This is a genomic window from Allobosea sp. NPDC055332 (genome assembly GCF_053645455.1).
Genome location: NZ_JBSHMO010000003.1, coordinates 314094 through 331895, shown reverse-complemented (window position 1 = coordinate 331895; position 17802 = coordinate 314094). Strand labels below are relative to the sequence as shown.

Genomic DNA, 17802 nt, shown 5'->3' with positions numbered 1-17802 from the left:
GTTGGTCGGTGCTCCAGGCGGCGACGCGGCGGCCGGCAGGCCAGCCCGACCATCGCGGTCATCCTGAAGCCGAGGCCGGCAGCCGAGACGCGTATGAATAGCTATCGGCTTCCGGCCGTCGCTGACGGCCGGAAGCCCGGGAGACCTCGCTGATGCGCAAGCGGTCAAAAAGGCCGAGTGGGCCTTTCGAGCTCACTCTTCCCTGAAGCTGGAGCGCATCGAATCGGTCAGCGGTTGCATCAGATAGGCGATGGCGGTCCGCTCGCCGGTTGGCACGTAGACCTCGGCCGGCATGCCCGGCCTGAGCTTGGCCCTGACCTTCGGCGGGAAGCCCGAAGCCGAGACGCTGACGCGAAGCTCGTAGACCGTTTGCTGCAAGACCTCGTCGCGCAGCGCATCGGCCGCGACGGATTTCACCTCGCCGATGGTGAAGGGCGTCGCCCGCCCCTTGAAGGATGGCAGGCGGACCTCCGCGACCATGCCCGGATGCAGGTTGTTCACATCCATCGGCGAAACCTTGGCGGTAACGATGAGGTCGTCGTCCTGCGGCACGATCTCCATCAGGGTCTCGCCCGGCTTGACCACCGCCCCGACGGTATGGACCTTCGAGGCCACCACCCGCCCGGTGCGCGGCGCACGGACCTCCGCGCGTGCCAGCACATCCTCTGCCATGCGCAGCTTCTCGCGGGCATCGGCGAGCTTGACCCGGCATTCGGCAAGCTTGGTCGAGGCCTCTTCGGAGGCTTTCAGGCCGATCTGGCTCATCTGGAGCCGGATCTCGTCATTGGCGACCGCAAGCCGCGCCAGATCGGCTTCCAGCGAGCCCATGCGGCCGTGCAATTCGGTCAGCGAGCGCTTGAGTGGATTGATCCGCGTCGCAGCGACATAGCCCTTGTCGGCGAGAGGGCGCAGGCTGACGAGCTCCTCGTTGATGCTCGCGGCCTGCCCGATGGCCGCCTCGCGCTGCGCCTCGTTCGACTGGTACTGCTTCTCGGACTGCGTCAGCCGCTCCTTGAGGATCGAGACTTCGAGCTTCTGCGTGGATTGACGTTCCTTGAACAGGCGCTCCTGGTCGAGCATGACCCGGCGCGCCTCCTTTGTTTCCGCGGTATCGAGCAGTTCGCTTGGGAAGGTGATGCGGTCGAGCCGGTCGATCTCGGCCGTGAAGCGCGCTTCCTCACCCAGGGCCTGCAACACGATGAGCCGCGCCACGCTGCGCTGCGCCGCCGCCTGCGTTGTATCGAGGCGCAGCAGGGTTTCGCCAGCCTTGACGTCGGCCCCGTCGCGCACCGCGATCGCCTCGACGAGTCCGCCTTCGAGATGCTGCACCGCCTTGCGGTCGCTCTCGACGACGATACTGCCATGCGCCACGACGGCGCTGTCGAGGCGTGCGGTCACCGACCAGATCCCGCCGGCTCCGAGCGCAAGGCCGACAACCAAATAACCCTTGCGGACCGGCGCGCGCCAATCACCGCCGGCCTCGACAGGCGTGCCGGCGCGCTGGAGCCATTGCCTTGCCATCGAGAGCAGAGGCTCGAAGCGGTGGCGGCAATCCAGCTTTTCCAAAAAGGGCTTCATCTTGGTAAGGACGGGCTTCATCTTGCTCGAAAGGGAAATCATCGACGTGCCCACCTTGCGGCCGAAAGCGGCTCGACCTGCCCTGTCTGGCCGCGCTGCGGCGGCTGGATGCGTGCACCGCTGCCCGGCTGCAGCAGGACCGGCAGGATCTCGTCACGCCCACCAACCCTGACGGCCTGGCCCTTCTGCATCAGGATGATCTTGTCGACCTGCGACAGCAGCTGCGGGCGATGGGTGATCACCACGACGATCGCGCCGGCGTCGCGCAAGCCCGACAGGGCTCGCGCCAGCGCAGCATCGCCGTCCATGTCGAGATTTGCGTTCGGCTCGTCGAGCACGACCAACGCCGGCTGGCCATAGAGCGCCCGGGCCAGCCCGATCCGCTGGCGCTGCCCGCCGGACAGGATCGCCCCGCCCTCGCCGATCTGCGTCGCATAGCCGTCCGGGAAGCTCTGGATCAGCTCATGTGCGGAAGCGGCCGTGGCGGCGGCGACGGCGGCCTCGTCTGTCGCGTCGGGATCGAAACGGGTGACGTTGTCGCGCACGCTGCCGGCGAACAGCTCCACGTCCTGCGGCAGATAGCCGAGAATGCCGCCGCGCTGCTCGTCGGGAAAATGCCTGATGTCGTTGCCGTCGAGGCGCACGACACCCTGAACCGGCTGCCAGACCCCGACCAGGGCGCGCGCGAGCGAGGACTTGCCGGAACCGGTCAATCCGACGACGGCCGCGATCTCACCAGGCTCCACCTCGAACGAGACATTGTGCAACAACAGCGCGTTCCCGTTGGGCGAGCGCACGCTCAGCCCTTCAACGCGCAAGGAGCCCGCCGGGTGGGGCAAGGTCATCGGTCCGGCGCCACCCGACGGCGCCTTCAAGGCCGTGCCGAGCCGCTGGAAGGCACTGCGGGCGGAGACGAAGCTCTTCCACTGGCCGACAGCACCCTCGATCGGTGCGAGCGCCCGGCCCATGATCAGGGATGCGGCGAACATCGCGCCGGCGGCCATGCTCTGGTTGATCGCGAGATAGGCGCCGACGCCCAGGACCGCGCATTGCAATGCGAGCCGCAGCAGCTTCGTCACCGCCAGCAAGGTCCCGCCCCAATCGGCGGCGGCGGTGTGATGGATCAGTGCCTGCCCGCGCTGGCGCTGCCATTGCCCGCGGATCGGCTGGCCCATGCCGAGCGCCTTGATGACCTCGGCATTCCGCAGCGAGGCTGTGAGCCGCTCATTGGCGCCGTGGCCCAGTTCCGAAGCGCGGATCAGCGATCCCTTGGTGATGCGCTCGTTCAGCAGGGCGACACCCAGGATCGCGACAGCGCCGAGCGTGGCGACGGCGCCGATCGCCGGATGCAGCACGAAGCAGAGGCCGAGATAGATCGGGATCCAGGGCGCATCCATCAGCGAGGGCACGAGGCTACCAGAGAGCGTCGCCCGCAGGGTTTCGACATCGCGGATGGGCAGGGTCGGCGAGCCCTTCGCATCGAGCGCGCCATGAAAGGCGGCTTCGAAGGCCGGCTCGGACAGCGCCTTGTCGACGCACAGGCCCAGCTGCACGAGCGCCCGGCTGCGGAAGTGCTCGAGCGCGGCATAGGCAACGAACAGGGCGAGCACGATCAGCGACAGCATGACCAGCGTCGTGCCGTTCCGGCTGGTCAGCACCCTGTCATAGATCTGCATCGTGTAGAGTGGGGAAACGAAGACGAACAGGTTCAGCACGAAGGAAAGCCCGAACAGCGATGCGAATGCGGGCGTCAGCTTGCGAACCGTTTGCGAGAGCATGTCCGTCGGTTTCCTTGGTGCGATTGCAGCCGTCGACGCCGGCGTATCCGGGCGGGCGGCAATCATTGGGGAGAGGAAGGCGAAGCCCCCGCGAGGTTAGCCGCGGAGAACGGCGACCCGGCCGCCATGGCCGGGTCGCCTCAAGGCAGCGGCTAGGCGCTACCAGTGCCAGTGCGAGAGCTGGCCGTGGTGGTCGTTGTCGCCGTCATCATGGCGCCACTGGCTGCCGCGCCAGTCGTTGCGGCCACCACCCAGACTGATGTTGTCATCGCTGGTCGCCTGATTGTCCCGCAACCAGTTGCGGCCGCCGCCATGGTCATCGTCGCGCGATGCCACACCGTCCCAGGACCAGCCACGGCCGCCGCCGAGGCCGCCCCAGCCACCATGGCCACCCCACCCGGCCCAATGCCCGGAGTTCGACGGGGTTTCCACATCCGTCCCGCCCGTACCGGTATCGACCTCCGGTATGGTGATCACGTCCGGGTTCTCGGACGGATTCGAGACCGGCGTTTCCGATTGCGGCGTTTCGGGCTGGGCGGTGACCGGCGGGGTCTCGCTGCCGGGCTCGGAGGTTACGGGCGTCGTGCCCTCCCCGGTCGCAGGCGTCGTCGGCGTCTCCTCGCTCGGAGTCGTCGGCTCGGCGGTCACCGGAGGCGTCTCTGTGACCGGCTCGGAGGTCACTGGAGGCGTCTCCGTGACCGGCTCGGAGGTCACCGGCGGCGTGCCGCTCCCATTCCCGCTCGATGGCGTCTCGACCTCGGGCGAGGTCCCGGTCAGCGCCGAACCGACCGAGTCGAACGGCACCGACTCGATGCCATGCGCCTGCGCCACCGACCCGGAAACGAAGCCATAATTGCCGTTCGCCGCGTCGACGAAGCCCGCCTGACTCGTCTCGGCACTGCCGGAATCGCCGCCCTGGCGCTGGAAGCTCGCCAGCGAGACGTCGGCGATGGTCAGTTCGCGACCGTCGGGATTGTAGTAGACATTGTCGTGGATCAGGCGCGGATCGGTCTGATCGGTATCGATCGTGTTGCTTCCGTCCTCCGAGACCTCGATGAAGTTGTTATAGGTCTGGTTGCCCGAGATCGGGTTGTCATCGGCAACGATTGTCGAGACACCGTACTTGCCATTGTCGAGCAGCGTGTTGTCATGGATGTCGTTGTTCGACCCGCCATGAATGAGGATGCCGCTGAACGTCGTCCCCTGGACGAAATTGCCGTAGATCTGGGCATTGCTCGCCATGTTGTCGAGATAGATGCCGGAGCTCCAGTCTTCAGCGAAGCCGCCATCCTTCGTGTTCGTTCCACCGGTATCGACGATGGTGTTGTAGCGGATGATGCTGCCGTCCGCGCCGGAATCATCGGCCGAGAACAGGTAGATCGCCCCGGTGTCCGGCGTCTGCTGCCCGGAATGGCGGACATCGTTGTATTCGATGGTGTTTCCGCCTGACGGGTTGCTCGGATCGTAATTGATCTCCGAGATGCCAAAGCGCGGCACGTTCGTGATCGTGTTGTGATCGATCTGATTGCCGGCCGACTCCTGCATGTCGACGGAGCCGTACTGGACGAACACCTCGTTCGAATGGTCGACCGTGTTGTTCGTGACGCGGTTGTCGCTCGTTCCCGCCGTCATGGCGATGGCGCTCGACCAGGTGTGCTCGAAGCTGTTGCCCGAGACGAGGTTGCCGCTGCTGTCACCGTGCAGGGCGACGCCGACGCCGACATTGGTGAAGTGGTTGCCCTCGACGACCAGACCGGTCGCATCATGCGCCTCGATCGCCGCGGTGGTCGGGTCGCCCGACTTCGAGGCGGTATCGGTGAAGGTCATGCCCTTGAAGGAGACGTTGTCAGCACCGTCGACGACGAAGATGCTGTGATCTCCGGATACGACTCCGCCCTGGCCGCTGAACCCGTCCGGAGCCTTGTAGGAAATCGTCTGCGTCTCGGCATCGTAGGACCACTCGCCGACATTGTCCGGCGTGTCCTGCGAAACAAAATAGCGGCTCGCGGCGCCAAGATCGTAATTGGCCTCCGTGGTGAAGGTCATCACATTGCCCTGGACCGAGGCAACGGTCAGCACTTCGCTGGAATAGCCGTTCTCCGTGAAGACCGTGACCGTGTCGCCGGCTTTCGGCTCCTGGCCGGCCGGGTAATCCGACGGGTTGTACGCCATCGACTTCTGGGCGTCGTATCCTGACGGGAGATCCTGCCCCCAGAGCCAGCCGCCATGAACCGGATCGTTCGGATCGACGTCGGGGTAGCGGCTTTCGGTCTGCTTCTCGCCGTTGACGGTGAACTGCTGGACATCCTCGGCATCGACATGCGCCGTCCAGACGCCGTTTGCGCCCTGGGTCCAGCCAGTCACCTGCGTGCCGCCGCTGATCACGACGTTCTCTCCGGACATCGCCACGAAGGACGAACCGGAATCAGCCGAGGTCAGCTGGAGAGCGTCATCTACATAATAGGTACCACCGCCGAGGTAGACCGTGTCTGCCCCATTGCTCTGGTGCATGGCTTCGACAGCCCGCTCCAATGTTTTGAAAGATGACGATGCATCAAGTCCTGTATTGTTATCGTTTCCGGTCGCCGACACATAAATTGTGGCCATAAAGGGGCTCCTTTTTTGGCTGGAACACGTTAAGTGATCGCTGCCTAGATACCCTTGAGGCCTGATTCGGCGCTACCCGAGCCGATGAATCCTTACTCCGAAGGATTAGTACAAACGGACTAATCGTCTTGTTTTGGCACAATATATCAATGGATTGTTTCTTGGCCGCGCTTCGCCCACCCTGTTGATGGATCGGCCCGATCGGCCCCGAAGCATCGATTTGCTCCGCGGATGGAGCCCTCAAATGGCCTTATTCTCGAAACCAGAAGGCGAAATCGCCGCTTAAGTCAACGCCGTCTGGTCCGGCCCGGTTCCAGCGTCCGAATGACAGACCGTCAGATGATGGTCGCAGAACTGGGCACTTGCGGCCAGGCGATCGACATAGGCTCGGAACGCGGCCAGGGTCGCGACCGGTCGCTGGCAGCCATCGCAGATGACCAGCGCCTCGGCGGACAGATCGTTCGGCAAGTGGACGGCGGGTGATCCGCAGTGCTGGCAGCTGAACCCGCCTCCCCGCGGCGGCGAAGCCGCCCGGAGATCCGGGGCCGCCAGCAGCGCGGCATAGCGATGCGAGCGCCGGCTCATGCCGAGGCCTGATAGAAGGATTTGTAGTTGCGATAGACCCGCCCGCGATCGGACACGTCGTAGCGACCCTGCTCCTCGAGGTCGACACCGTTGAGGACGACGCCCGCGACGTCCAGCCCCAGCTTGGCGAGGTGATCGAGCGTGGCGGAGACGGTGCTCTTCAGCGTATCGTTCCATTTGACGACGTGCAGCACCGTATCGGCGTGCTCGCGGAGCAAGGCGCTGTCGGCCGAGAGCAGAACGGGCGCGACCTCGAACAGGATGACATCGTAGCGCGCCCGCGCCTCCCGCAGCATCGCCTCGAAAGCCGGATTCGAATAGACGTTCTGGCTGTCACGCAGGCCGGAGGCACGCCGAACCGTGGCGACCGGGCTCGCGCCTGGACCAGCTGCGTCGCCGACCTGCGGCAGGCATTGGTCGAGCAGCGCCTCGTGCGGGAAGTTCTGGCCCAGCAGCAGGCGCCGGGGCGAACCATCCACGACCAGGACCCGCTGCCCCATCATCGCGAGCACGCGTGCCATGGCGGAGGCGACGAAGGATTTGCCCTCCCCTGGCGCCGACGAGGTGATCAGCACGAATTTGGGCGGATTGCTGGCGGGAAACAGCTCGGCCACCATCGACCGCACGGCCTCGGCGAAGACGAGGCTCTCCAGTCCGCCCGGATAGTGCTCGAGGTTCGGGAGAAGACCGAGGCAATTGGTTCGTGTCTCGGCAGCGAATTCGTTCTCGCTGCGAAAGCCGCGATCCCGCTTCTCGAGCAGATAAGAGAGTGCCGCGCCCGCCGTCAGCCCGCCCATCATTGCGAGTCCGAGGACGAGCGACGGCTTGGCCGAGCTCGGCAGCGAGGGAACATCGGCCGCTGAGACGATCTGGGCGATGATGGGCCGCAGCTCGCTCACGGCGCTGGCCTGCTGATGGGCATCCGAAAGCTGCTTCAGACGGTCGCGTGCGGCCGTAGCCTCGGCCTGCAAAGTCCGCAGTTGGCCTTCGAGCCCCCTGGCCTCGATCGACTTGGTCTGCAGGGCCGCAACGCGCTCGCGCAGAGCGGCCTCGGCAGCACGGGCGGCCTGGACGTCGGTCTCGATATTGGCGACCGATTGCGCAAGCTGCTTCTGCAACCGCTCCTGCACGGCCGCCAGCGACAGGCGCAACCGTTGAACGGCAGGGTGACGCTCGCCCGAAACTGAGACCATCTCATCGAGAGCCCTGCGCGCCTTGCCCTCCTCGTCCAGCAACTGCTGAACGACCGGCGAGCCGCCGAGGTCGCTTGTCTGCGGGATGTTGCCGGCGGCGAGCGAGACCTGCGCACGCTGAAGCCGGGTCTCCTCTGCAAGCCGCGTCGCGGATGTCGTGTTGAGCTGGGTCAGCATGTCACGCAGCTGCTGCTGCTGTATGTCGGCGCCGTCCTGCCCGAGCTCGACGAATCCGGTCCTGATCCGGAAGGCTTCGATCTCCTTATCGATCCTTCCCAGATTGGCACGCGCCTCCTGCGCCTGCGCGCCGTACCATTGGCTCGAGCGCTGCGAGGCGTTCGTGGTCGCTTCCATCTTGCGGCGCAGATACTCGTTGCCGAAGGCGTTCACGATCAGCGCCGCACGGTCGGGGTCGGTATCGCGATAGGTCAGCGTGACGAGGTAGGCCTTGGTGTCGTTGCTCACGCCGAGCGATGCGAGCAGTTTCTGGGCAGCGATATCGCGCTGGGTCGGCTCGGCCGCCCCGTTGCCAAAGCCGACGAGATTGCGCAGCGTGTTGCGTACCGCCGAGGGGAAAACCATTTCGGCCGCCCCCGCCAAGAGATGGGACAGCGAAGACGGCTGGCTCGGCGCGGCCTGGTCGAGACCCAGGCGAGACGCGACGGCGCGCGCGGTCGCGAGCGAACGGATGATCCGTGCCTCGCTTTCCACCAGGGTCGAGGCGTCGAGCGCCACGCTGCTGGCCTTGCCGCCTCCGCCGCTGTCCTCCCGGGTGAAGTCGAATTGCAGCACCAGATCGGCGGTATAGCGCTGAGGCGTCGCCATCAGATACAGCGCCGCCGTCAGCACGACCCCGCAGGTGACGGCGAGGATCAGCAACCGCCTCCTCCAGAACATGGCGAGGATGTCGAAGGTCACCGCATCATAGTGCTTGGCGAGCGTGGCCGGGACGCGGGGGGCTCGCATGTCGTTGAAGAGATCCATCGTCCCGTGCCTCGTCTGGTTATTGCCCGAGATGCCGTTCGAAGCTGGCGGCGTTCCGTGGAGAGCTGGCTCCGGCGGACGCAGTCTGCGCGCTATTTCGCCCCTCGCCCGTGGAGAACGGCCGGAAGGGTCTGCAGCAGCACGTAGAAATCCAGCCAGAACGACCAGTTGTGGATGTAGAAGCTGTCCTGCCGCTTCTGGACGGCGAGATCACCGTCGCTCCGATCAGTGACCTGCCAGAGACCGGTCAATCCCGGTGGTACGCTGGTCCGCAGCGCCTGGAAGGCGGTGTCGAAGCATTGATTGTGATAGGCCGGGAACGGCCGCGGCCCGACGATACTCATGTCGCCGCGCAGGACATTCCAGAGCTGCGGCAACTCATCGAGACTGGAGCGGCGAATGAACTGCCCGACCCTCGGCAGGATCCGCGGGTCGTTCGACAGCTTGAAGAAGCGCTCCCATTCATGCCGCGCGGCGCTGTCGGCTTCCAGATGCGCGGCAAGCCTCGCCTCGGCGTCGGCATACATGCTGCGAAGCTTGTAGACCTTGAAGACGTGGCCATTCCGGCCGATCCGTGGCTGGGAATAGAAGGCGGGCCCGTTGTCGACCGCCTTCACCGCGAGCGCGAGGACAGCGACCACCGGCAGGGCCAGGAGGCCGAGCGGTATCGCGACGACGAGATCGAGCGCCCGCTTCAGGCGCAGGTTGCGCGGCATGTGGATGGCGCTGCGCAGCTCGAGCCCGAGCAGCCCGCCCATGGCCCGCAACTGCGGATTCAGGATCTGGAGCGTCGAGGCATCGTGGACGACAAAGATCTGGCGCAATGGCAGACGCGCCAGCCAGTCGGCCTTCTCGACGTGCAGGTCGCCCGATGCGCACAGGGCGACCTCGATGCCAGGCGAGATGATGTTGGCCTGGCCGCGGGTGATCACCGGAAGACCCGCCGCCTCCGGAGCATCGGAGAACGCGTCGCCCTCCTCATCGGTGAGGATGGCGACCGGTTTCAGGCCAAGCTCCGGCCGCAGGGCCAGATCGCGCGCCAGAGCCATGCAGGCCGCCATCGTGCCGTAGAGCACGGTCGGTGCGGTCCACAGGTCGCGCCGCAGTAACGCACCCCGGACGAGTGCCTCGACATAATAGCCGAGCAGGACCGTCAATCCCGCGCCGGCAATCACAAAGCCCCAGAGATGACTGGCCGGATCATCGACCGCCAGCCAGACGAGCACCACGGCACCGGCGACGACGTTGCCGAGCGTGCGCCGACGCAGGCGATCGACCGGTTCGGCTCGATCCGATCCGTACAGCCCGAAACCGCCCAGCGCGCCGCATAGCGCCAATGCCCAGACCAGGACCAGGCTCGCCATGTTGGTGTCGGTATCCGACGCAGCCACGGCAGCACCGAGCTGCAGCAGGCCCGTAACAATGGTCAGCGTCACGAGGTCCCCGACCAACAGAGCGGCGGCGACCAGCCGCCGCCGCTCTGCCGGAGTGACGTTGGTACCGAGCTGCCGGCCCGGCTTTGCCACGCCGACCGAAGCGGGCACGACAGTCGTGACTACGTCCGGCATGGCAAGCTCCTGGGATCCCGCTCGGCTACATGGAAGGGTGAGCGCGCTACTGTGCCGCGATCGTGGGAATGGTCTCGATCACCGCCGCGCGATCGGCCCTGGCCTTCACCTCGCCCGAGATCCAGGCATAGGTCGGGATCAGCCCCTGCCTGAGATGGATCGAGGGCTCCCAGCCGAGCACCTCGCGCAAGCGATTGTTGTCGCTGTTGCGGCCGCGCACGCCTTGCGGGCGGCTGGTGTCGTGGCGCTTGTGGATCGCCTTTCCGGCGATCTCGGCGATGATGTCGACCAGGCCGTTGACGTCCACCAGCTCATCCGTGCCGAGATTGAGCGGCCCGGAATAATCCGAACGCATGATGCGGTAGATGCCCTCGACGCAGTCGTCGATGTACATGAAGGAACGGGTCTGCTTGCCGTCGCCCCAGACCTCGATGGCCTCGCCCGATTTCGCCAGGGCGACCTTGCGGCAGATGGCGGCCGGCGCCTTCTCCTTGCCGCCATCCCAGGTGCCGAGTGGTCCGTAGACATTATGGAAACGGACGAGCCGAGTCTGGAAACCGTAGTCTTCCGTGAAGTATTCGCACAGCTTCTCGGTGTAGAGCTTCTCCAGCCCGTAGCCTGGCTCAGGATCGGCTGGGAAAGCATCATCCTCCTTCAGCGGCACCACCGAGGGGACGTCCTGGAGATGCTGCGGATAGACGCAGGCCGAGGAGGAGAACAGAAAGCGCTGGACCTTCGCGTCGAACGCCGCCTTCAGCATCTGCGCGCTGATCATCGTGTTGTTGAAGGTGATCGAGGCATGAGCGCCGGAGATGTAGCCAATGCCGCCCATGTCGGCGGCGAGGTTGTAGACCTCGTCCATGCCTTGGACGGCCTCACGGCAATCGTCCATCTCGCGCAGGTCCAGAATGCGGAACTCGTCCGCCGAGCTGGCCTGGTACTCTGGATCCTTGATGTCGACTCCTCGGACCCAATAGCCTCGATCCTTGAGGTAATTGACAAGATGGAAGCCGATAAAGCCACCAGCGCCCGTAACCAGCACAGATTTCTTGGACATTACTTCACTCCACTGAGAATGGAATTCAGTGATAGCGGTTTTATCTTTTTAAATCAGGTGGTTAAACCGAACTATACCCCTTTTGAGACGACCTATCTCTTGGGGTTAGCCGCGAGCGCGGCCTTCTGCCGGAGAAGCTGCAGGCTGGCGCCAACCATGAACTGCGGCACGATCTTGCCGTAGCGGCGCCAGAGCCTGCGCGGCTCCGACAGCAACCTGAACAGCCATTCGAGCCCGCGCTTCTGCATCCAGGCCGGCGCCTGGCGCTTGGTTCCAGCGAGGAAATCGAAGGCGGCGCCAACGCCGATCATGACCGGCGCCTCGATCCGGCCGAGATGCGCGGCCATCCAGTATTCCTGCTTCGGCGTGCTGAGCCCGACCCAGACGATATCCGGCCGGGCATCATTGATCATGCGCACGATCTCCTCGTCCTCCTGCGCCGAGGCCGGCCGGAACGGCGGCGAAAAGGTGCCGGCCACGGCGAGCCCCGGAAAGCGCGTCGTGAGACGCTCGCGCAGGCGTTCGGCGAGACCGGGCGCACCACCGAAGTAATACTGGCGATAGCCCTTCTCGGCCGACAGCTCGGTGAGGTGCAGCATCAGGTCCGGGCCGTAGACCCGCTCGGTGTGGCCATGGCCGAGCTTGCGGGCCATCCAGACCAGCGGCATGCCGTCGGGCGTCGCCATTCCGGCGCGCTCATGGATCGCCATGAGCCTGGGATCCGACTGGCTCTCGATCACGCCATGGACACCGGTGATGCAGACGTAGTTGTGCGCCTTCCGGGCTATCCAGTCCTCGACCGTGCGCAGGGCGTCGGCCATGGTGATGGCGCTGACGTTCACGCCCATGATGCGGGCACGAGGAAGCGGAGCTTCGGGCGCCATCAGCCCGCCCTCGCGACCTCGACCCGCCGCACGGGGTCATGCATCGCCGACAGCACGCCATCGAAATAGGCGATCGTCCGCTCGAGCCCTTCCTGCAGCGGCACCTTCGGGGCCCAGTGCAGCAGCTCCTGCGCCCTGCTGATATCGGGGCAACGCTGGCGCGGGTCGTCCTGCGGCAACGGCCTGTAGACGATCTGCGAGCGCGAGCCCGTCAGCGTGACGATCAGCCCGGCGATCTCCGCCATGGAGGTTTCGACCGGGTTGCCGAGATTGACCGCGCCATCCAGTTTCTGGGTCACGTTCATCAGGCGCATCAGCCCTTCGACCAGGTCGTCGACGAAGCAGAAGGCGCGGGTCTGGCGGCCGTCGCCATAGAGCGTGATCGGCTCGTTGCGCAGCGCCTGAACGATGAAGTTGGAGACGACGCGGCCGTCTTCCAGATTCATCCGCGGCCCATAGGTGTTGAAGATGCGGGCGATGCGGATCTCGACGCCGTGGCGCCGCTTGTAATCGTAGAAGAGCGTCTCGGCGCAGCGCTTGCCCTCGTCATAGCAGGCCCGCGGCCCGCTGATGCTGACGAGCCCGCGATAATCCTCGACCTGCGGGTGGACGTCGGGATCGCCATAGATCTCGCTGGTCGAGGCCTGCAGGATCGGGATGCCGAGGCGCTTGGCCATGCCCAGCATGTTGATCGCGCCGAGCACGCTGGTCTTCGTGGTCTGCACTGGATCGCGCTGGTAATGCACGGGAGAGGCCGGACAGGCGAGATTGTAGATCTCGTCGACCTCGAGATAGAGCGGGAAAGTCACGTCGTGCCGGAGCGCCTCGAAATTGGGGAGGCCCAGCAGCGCGCTCAGATTCTCGCGGCGCCCCGTATAGTAGTTGTCGACCGCCAGGACCTGGTGCCCCTCGGCAACCAGCCGCTCGCAGAGATGACAGCCGAGGAAGCCGGCACCGCCTGTTACGAGAATACGCTTCTGCATGTCTGAGCTCCGCAGGATCCGTGCACGGAAGGGAGCCAAAAGCTTTGCCGCAAGCGCCGCATTCGCAAAGGACGCTTTGGGAGGTCAGCCAGCTGACGGCAACAAGGAAGGGCTACTTCCCACGTGACGCGAAACGGCAACCTGACGCCACGGCCGTGGCCGCGTTCGACAATGGGATTAATCCGGTGGCGACATGTCTTGGCCCGAATGCCAATGCGGAAAACGGCACCGGTCCTGACATCCTGCCCGCATCGTATCGCCAAGCTTTGGGCAGGACGGTCGGAGCTAGCCTTGGACGCGTCAATTCACTTCCGGAACTCTCGCCTCATCTCCAAAACCCCGGTACTCTCCGTTCGATCGGAGCGACGCCGGTTCTGGCCATTGATCCTGGCGCTGTTTGCTTGCGCGCTGGCCTCGATCTCAGTGGCATCGGCCGCGGAGCGCGAAGCCGCCGACACGCTTTCGATCGGAGACAAGGTCACGATCTCGGTCTTCGGCCAGACGGATCTCTCCGGGGATTTCGTTCTGGACGGCTCAGGCGCAGTCAACATGCCCCTGGCCGGGCGGATCAGGATCGCAGGGCTATCGCCCCCGGAAGCGGAAGCGCGCATCCGCAGTGCACTGATGGACGGCTATCTGCGCGATGCCATGGTCAGCCTGCGGGTCGCCGAGCTGAAGCCGGTCTACATCATGGGCGAGGTGCGCTCGCCCGGGACCTACCCGTTCCGGCACGGGCTCAACGTTCTCGGCGCAATCGCGCTCGCGGGCGGCTACCGCGTCGGCGACGAGTCGATCGCCGTTCTCAAATCCGAGCTCCTGCTCGCCGACGAGCGTGAGCAATTGCTCAATGCCTCGCTCCAGACGCTGACGGCGCGACGCCAGCGGCTCGAAGCCGAGCGCGACGGCGTGAAGCAGCTCGTGCCCGATGCGCGAAGCGCCGGCAGCGCCCAGATCCTGGCCGGAGAGCAGGAGATCCTCGACTTCCAGCGCCGGGCACGCGAGGGCGAGCGCGACTTGCTGAGCCAGCAGGTCGCGCGGCTCCAATCCGAAAGAGCCGCTCTGACCGAGCAGGCCCGACTGGTCGAGCGGCAGGTCGAGCTGACGCGCGAACAATCGACCGAATACAACAAGCTGGCGACGACCGGCCATGGCTTGCGTACCGTCCAGGTCGAGCGCGAGCGCGACTATACCCGCACGCAAGGTGAAGCGGCGCGCCTGCGGGCGGAGCTGGCCAAGAGCGAGACGGCGCTCGGCGAGCTGACGCTGCGGCTGCGCGAGCTCGACACGGCCTATATGCGCCGCGTCGTGCTCGAGCTGCAGGAAACGAGGCAGAAGATTCTCGAGGTCGAGCGCAGCCTGCCGACTGCACGCGAGGTCGCGGAAAGCCGGCGCCGCAGGCTGATCGCGAACGAGGGATCGGGTCTGGCGGCGGATTGGGACATCCGGATCACGCGGCAGGCCGGCCTCACGCCGGTGACGATCCAGGCGAAGTTCGAAACCTCGCTGCAGCCAGGCGACATCGTCCAGCTCGCTCCGAAGGCACGCTCGATCGAGGGCAGCCTCCCCGGAGAAGCGGCAAAGACACCGATGCGCTCGCTGACAGGCCTTGCCAGCCAGCAATGAACTCCGCGCGTCTCCAGCGGAAAGGGCTCCCCCACATGCCTGCGAAGATTCGCCCGATCATCATGTGCGGCGGCGCCGGGACGCGGCTATGGCCGACCTCGCGCAACTCCCTTCCCAAGCAGTTCGCCATGCTGCTCGGCGAGCGCTCCACCTTCCAGGACACCGTCCTGCGCCTGCGCAACAAGCTGTTCGACCCGCCGCTCATTCTGACGAACCGCTGTCATCGCGTCCTGGCCGAAAAGCAGCTGGCGGAGATCGATGCCGAGGCCGAGATCGTGCTCGAGCCCGAGCGACGTGATTCCGGCCCCGCCATCCTCGCTGGCTGCCTGATCGCGGAAGACAAGCAGGCGAACAGCGCCGTCCTCGTCGTCGCCTCCGATCATATCGTGACCAACCGCGCCGCCTTCCGCCACGCCGTCGCCAGCGGCCTGCCCGCCGCCCATGCCGGTCGGCTCGTCACCTTTGGAGTCCCGGCGCAGCACGCATGCACGGATTATGGCTGGATCGAGCCGGGAATGATGCTCGAAGGAGAGGCACGATGCGTCGATTGCTTCACCGAAAAGCCTGACGGGCATCGCGCGGCTGATTATCTGCGCCGGGGCTGGTTATGGAACTCCGGCAATTTCCTGTTCGGTGCGCGCAACCTGATCGAGGAATACCGCACCTTCGAGCCGGCGACTGTCAGCGCGGTCGAAGCAGCCGTCGCCGATGGGAGCGACGAAGGCGGCGCCTTCGCGCTGGCGCTGGACGGGTTCGCCAGGGCGCAGAAGCGTTCAATCGACTTCGCCGTCATGGAACGCACGGACCGGGCCGCCGTGGTCGCGATGTCGTGCGGCTGGTCGGACATCGGGAGCTGGGATGCTCTTTGGGCCCTGAGCGACCATGACGGTAGCGGCAATGCCCGCCGCGGTAATGTCGAGCTGGTCGACGCGCATAACTGCCTGGTCTCGACCGACGGGCCGATGACATCCGTCCTCGGTGTCGAGGATCTGATCGTGGTCGCGAACCGCGACGCGGTGCTGGTCGCCGATCGCAACCGCGCGGCCGAGGTCAAGCAGGTCGTCGAGCTCCTGCGCAGCAAGGGCTGCAGCCAGGCCGAGACGCATGCGAGCGTTCACTGCTCCTGGGGCTCCTATCAGATCGTCGATGCCGGCGACGGCTTCCAGGTGAAACGCCTGGTCGTCGCGCCCAAGGGGCGCCTTGTGCTGCAGAAACATCGTTTCCGCTCGGAACACTGGGTCGTCGTGCGCGGCACCGCCACCGTGACGCTCGACGAGACCGTTGGTCGTTTCGGCAGGAACGAGCATATTTTCATCCCGCTCGGCGCTGCGCACCGGCTGGAGAACGGTGGCACCGAGCCGCTCGAACTCATCGAAATCCAGAACGGCAGCTATTTCGGCGAGGACGATGCCATTCGCATCGACGAGGTTCGACAACACATCTGAAGGCGATGCCGGAAATCGGGCCGAACGAGGAGCAAAGCTCTCCGCCGGCCAAGACGGAGGGGCCCTTGACGAGCTCGGAGAAGCATAGCCGAGACGATGGCAGCAGCGCACGCATCTCGCCCTCGCTCCCCGCGATCCGGCATTCTGCCTTCGCGAAGCATTGGCTCGCCATCGACGAGGGAGGCGCGGAGCTGACCAAGGCCGTGTTCGGTTCACCCGCCCGGCGCGTGCCGCCGCGACCTGCCCCGAACGAGACAACGACGTCCCGTCCCTCGACGCCCTCTTCGACCAGCGCACCCGCCGCCCCCACCCGTTTTCGGGCGACGATGGCTCTCCTGCTGCTCGCCCTGGCCGTACTCTTCGCCCAACCCGCTGCGAGGCTGCTGGGGCTCGCGTCGCGGCCGGAGGCCTCTGGTACAGTCGAAACCTCGCGGCCCAGCAAAGCCAATCCGAGCAAGCCAACTGCCCGCCCCCTGGCGAAACGCGCCGGCGAGGCCTGAGCGATGTCCGTCATCGCCAGCCTGAAGCAGACTCTGCGCCTGACGGCCCACCCGGCCTCGACCAGCTGGCCGGGCATCGTCGAGCTGCGCCAGAGACTTTACGAAGCCCGGTTTCGTGCCGGCCGATATCACTGCGGCTACAGCGGCAAATACCCCAGCTTCGATGCCGCCGAGCGCGCGCTGCCGACCGGCCTTTCGGGCTTCGACCATGACGCGATGGCGGACATCGACCATTACACCACCATGGCCGGCGGGATCGAGCCGATGCCGGCGACCGAATATCCGGTCCTGTTCTGGCTGCACGCTGCGCTCGGCGAAGGCGCCCGAACGCTGCTCGACCTCGGCGGCTATGTCGGGCACGCCTTTCGCCAGTACGATCGTTATCTCGCCTTCCCGGACGAGTTCCGCTGGGCCGTCTTCGACCTTCCGCACATCACCCGGGCCGGGCAGGCGCTCGCAGCGCAGCAGCCCACACCGCGCCTGTGCTTCACCAATGCGGTCGATGACGGCTGCGGCATGGACGTCCTGCTCGCGGCAGGATCGCTGCAATACCTGCCCGAACACTACCTGCACGAGCGGCTGAACGCCTGGAAGAAGCGCCCGCGGCATCTGATCGTCCAGCGCAGGCCACTCCACGCACAGCACTCCTTCACGACGATCCAGTCCGTGATCACCCGCACCGGGCAGGTTTCGTTCTGCCCCTATAGCGTTCCGTCGCGCACCAGCTTCATCGATTGCCTGGTCGCGCTCGGCTACGAACTCGTGGATTCCTGGGAGAAGCCTCGCAGCCTCGACGTGCCGTTCCATCCGGAGTGCCATGTCGAAACCTATTCGGGACTCTACTTCCGGCTGAGGCCCTGACGCCCCCCGCACCGCGGTTCACCAGCATCCCCCAGCCCTTTCGGGCATGCTCCGCCCGGCTGGGCGCAGGAAGTGTCGGTCATTCGCGCGCGCTGCGCGGCAATTCTGGCGAGATGGCGTTACTCCACCTGCTCCAATTTTGTCGCGCGGTCTTGG

General features: G+C 65.6%; 12 protein-coding genes. 3 read left to right on the top strand and 9 right to left on the bottom strand.

Annotation, left to right across the window (positions count from 1 at the left end; translation table 11 throughout):
* Window positions 1-192: 192 nt before the first annotated feature.
* The 9 genes from ACWIGM_RS17855 to ACWIGM_RS17815 form a co-directional block, all read right to left on the bottom strand.
* Window positions 193-1620: an HlyD family type I secretion periplasmic adaptor subunit gene (locus tag ACWIGM_RS17855; RefSeq protein ID WP_454027302.1), complete on the bottom strand. Its 1428-nt coding sequence runs from the start codon at window positions 1618-1620 to the stop codon at window positions 193-195.
* Window positions 1617-3356 (bottom strand): type I secretion system permease/ATPase, encoded by a 1740-nt coding sequence (locus tag ACWIGM_RS17850; RefSeq protein WP_454027301.1) that lies wholly within the window; start codon window positions 3354-3356, stop codon window positions 1617-1619. Before ACWIGM_RS17850 ends, ACWIGM_RS17855 begins: the two co-directional genes overlap by 4 nt.
* Before the next feature lie 159 nt (window positions 3357-3515).
* Window positions 3516-5867, bottom strand: a complete 2352-nt coding sequence (locus ACWIGM_RS17845; RefSeq protein WP_454027300.1) for a right-handed parallel beta-helix repeat-containing protein — start codon at window positions 5865-5867, stop codon at window positions 3516-3518.
* A gap of 378 nt (window positions 5868-6245) precedes the next feature.
* On the bottom strand, window positions 6246-6548 hold the full coding sequence (locus tag ACWIGM_RS17840) for a hypothetical protein (RefSeq protein ID WP_454027299.1): 303 nt from the start codon (window positions 6546-6548) through the stop codon (window positions 6246-6248).
* On the bottom strand, window positions 6545-8725 hold the full coding sequence (locus tag ACWIGM_RS17835; RefSeq protein WP_454027298.1) for a GumC family protein: 2181 nt from the start codon (window positions 8723-8725) through the stop codon (window positions 6545-6547). Before ACWIGM_RS17835 ends, ACWIGM_RS17840 begins: the two co-directional genes overlap by 4 nt.
* 92 nt (window positions 8726-8817) lie before the next feature.
* Window positions 8818-10293: an exopolysaccharide biosynthesis polyprenyl glycosylphosphotransferase gene (locus tag ACWIGM_RS17830; protein WP_454027297.1), complete on the bottom strand. Its 1476-nt coding sequence runs from the start codon at window positions 10291-10293 to the stop codon at window positions 8818-8820.
* 46 nt (window positions 10294-10339) lie between these two features.
* Window positions 10340-11350: an NAD-dependent epimerase/dehydratase family protein gene (locus ACWIGM_RS17825; RefSeq protein WP_454027296.1), complete on the bottom strand. Its 1011-nt coding sequence runs from the start codon at window positions 11348-11350 to the stop codon at window positions 10340-10342.
* 92 nt (window positions 11351-11442) lie between these two features.
* Window positions 11443-12234, bottom strand: a complete 792-nt coding sequence (locus tag ACWIGM_RS17820; protein WP_454027295.1) for a WecB/TagA/CpsF family glycosyltransferase — start codon at window positions 12232-12234, stop codon at window positions 11443-11445.
* Window positions 12234-13217 (bottom strand): UDP-glucuronic acid decarboxylase family protein, encoded by a 984-nt coding sequence (locus ACWIGM_RS17815; protein ID WP_454027294.1) that lies wholly within the window; start codon window positions 13215-13217, stop codon window positions 12234-12236. Before ACWIGM_RS17815 ends, ACWIGM_RS17820 begins: the two co-directional genes overlap by 1 nt.
* A 423-nt stretch (window positions 13218-13640) precedes the next feature.
* Here ACWIGM_RS17815 and ACWIGM_RS17810 point away from each other — a divergent pair, with 423 nt between their 5' ends.
* From ACWIGM_RS17810 to ACWIGM_RS17800, 3 genes are all read left to right on the top strand, one after another.
* A complete protein-coding gene (locus ACWIGM_RS17810; protein ID WP_454027293.1) occupies window positions 13641-14840 on the top strand; it encodes a polysaccharide biosynthesis/export family protein in 1200 nt (399 codons plus the stop codon).
* A 35-nt stretch (window positions 14841-14875) separates the two neighbouring features.
* Window positions 14876-16285 carry a mannose-1-phosphate guanylyltransferase/mannose-6-phosphate isomerase gene (locus ACWIGM_RS17805; RefSeq protein WP_454027292.1) on the top strand — a complete coding sequence of 470 codons (1410 nt, stop codon included), beginning with the start codon at window positions 14876-14878 and terminating at the stop codon, window positions 16283-16285.
* 503 nt (window positions 16286-16788) lie between these two features.
* On the top strand, window positions 16789-17646 hold the full coding sequence (locus ACWIGM_RS17800; RefSeq protein ID WP_454027291.1) for a methyltransferase, TIGR04325 family: 858 nt from the start codon (window positions 16789-16791) through the stop codon (window positions 17644-17646).
* The last annotated feature ends 156 nt before the right edge of the window (window positions 17647-17802 follow it).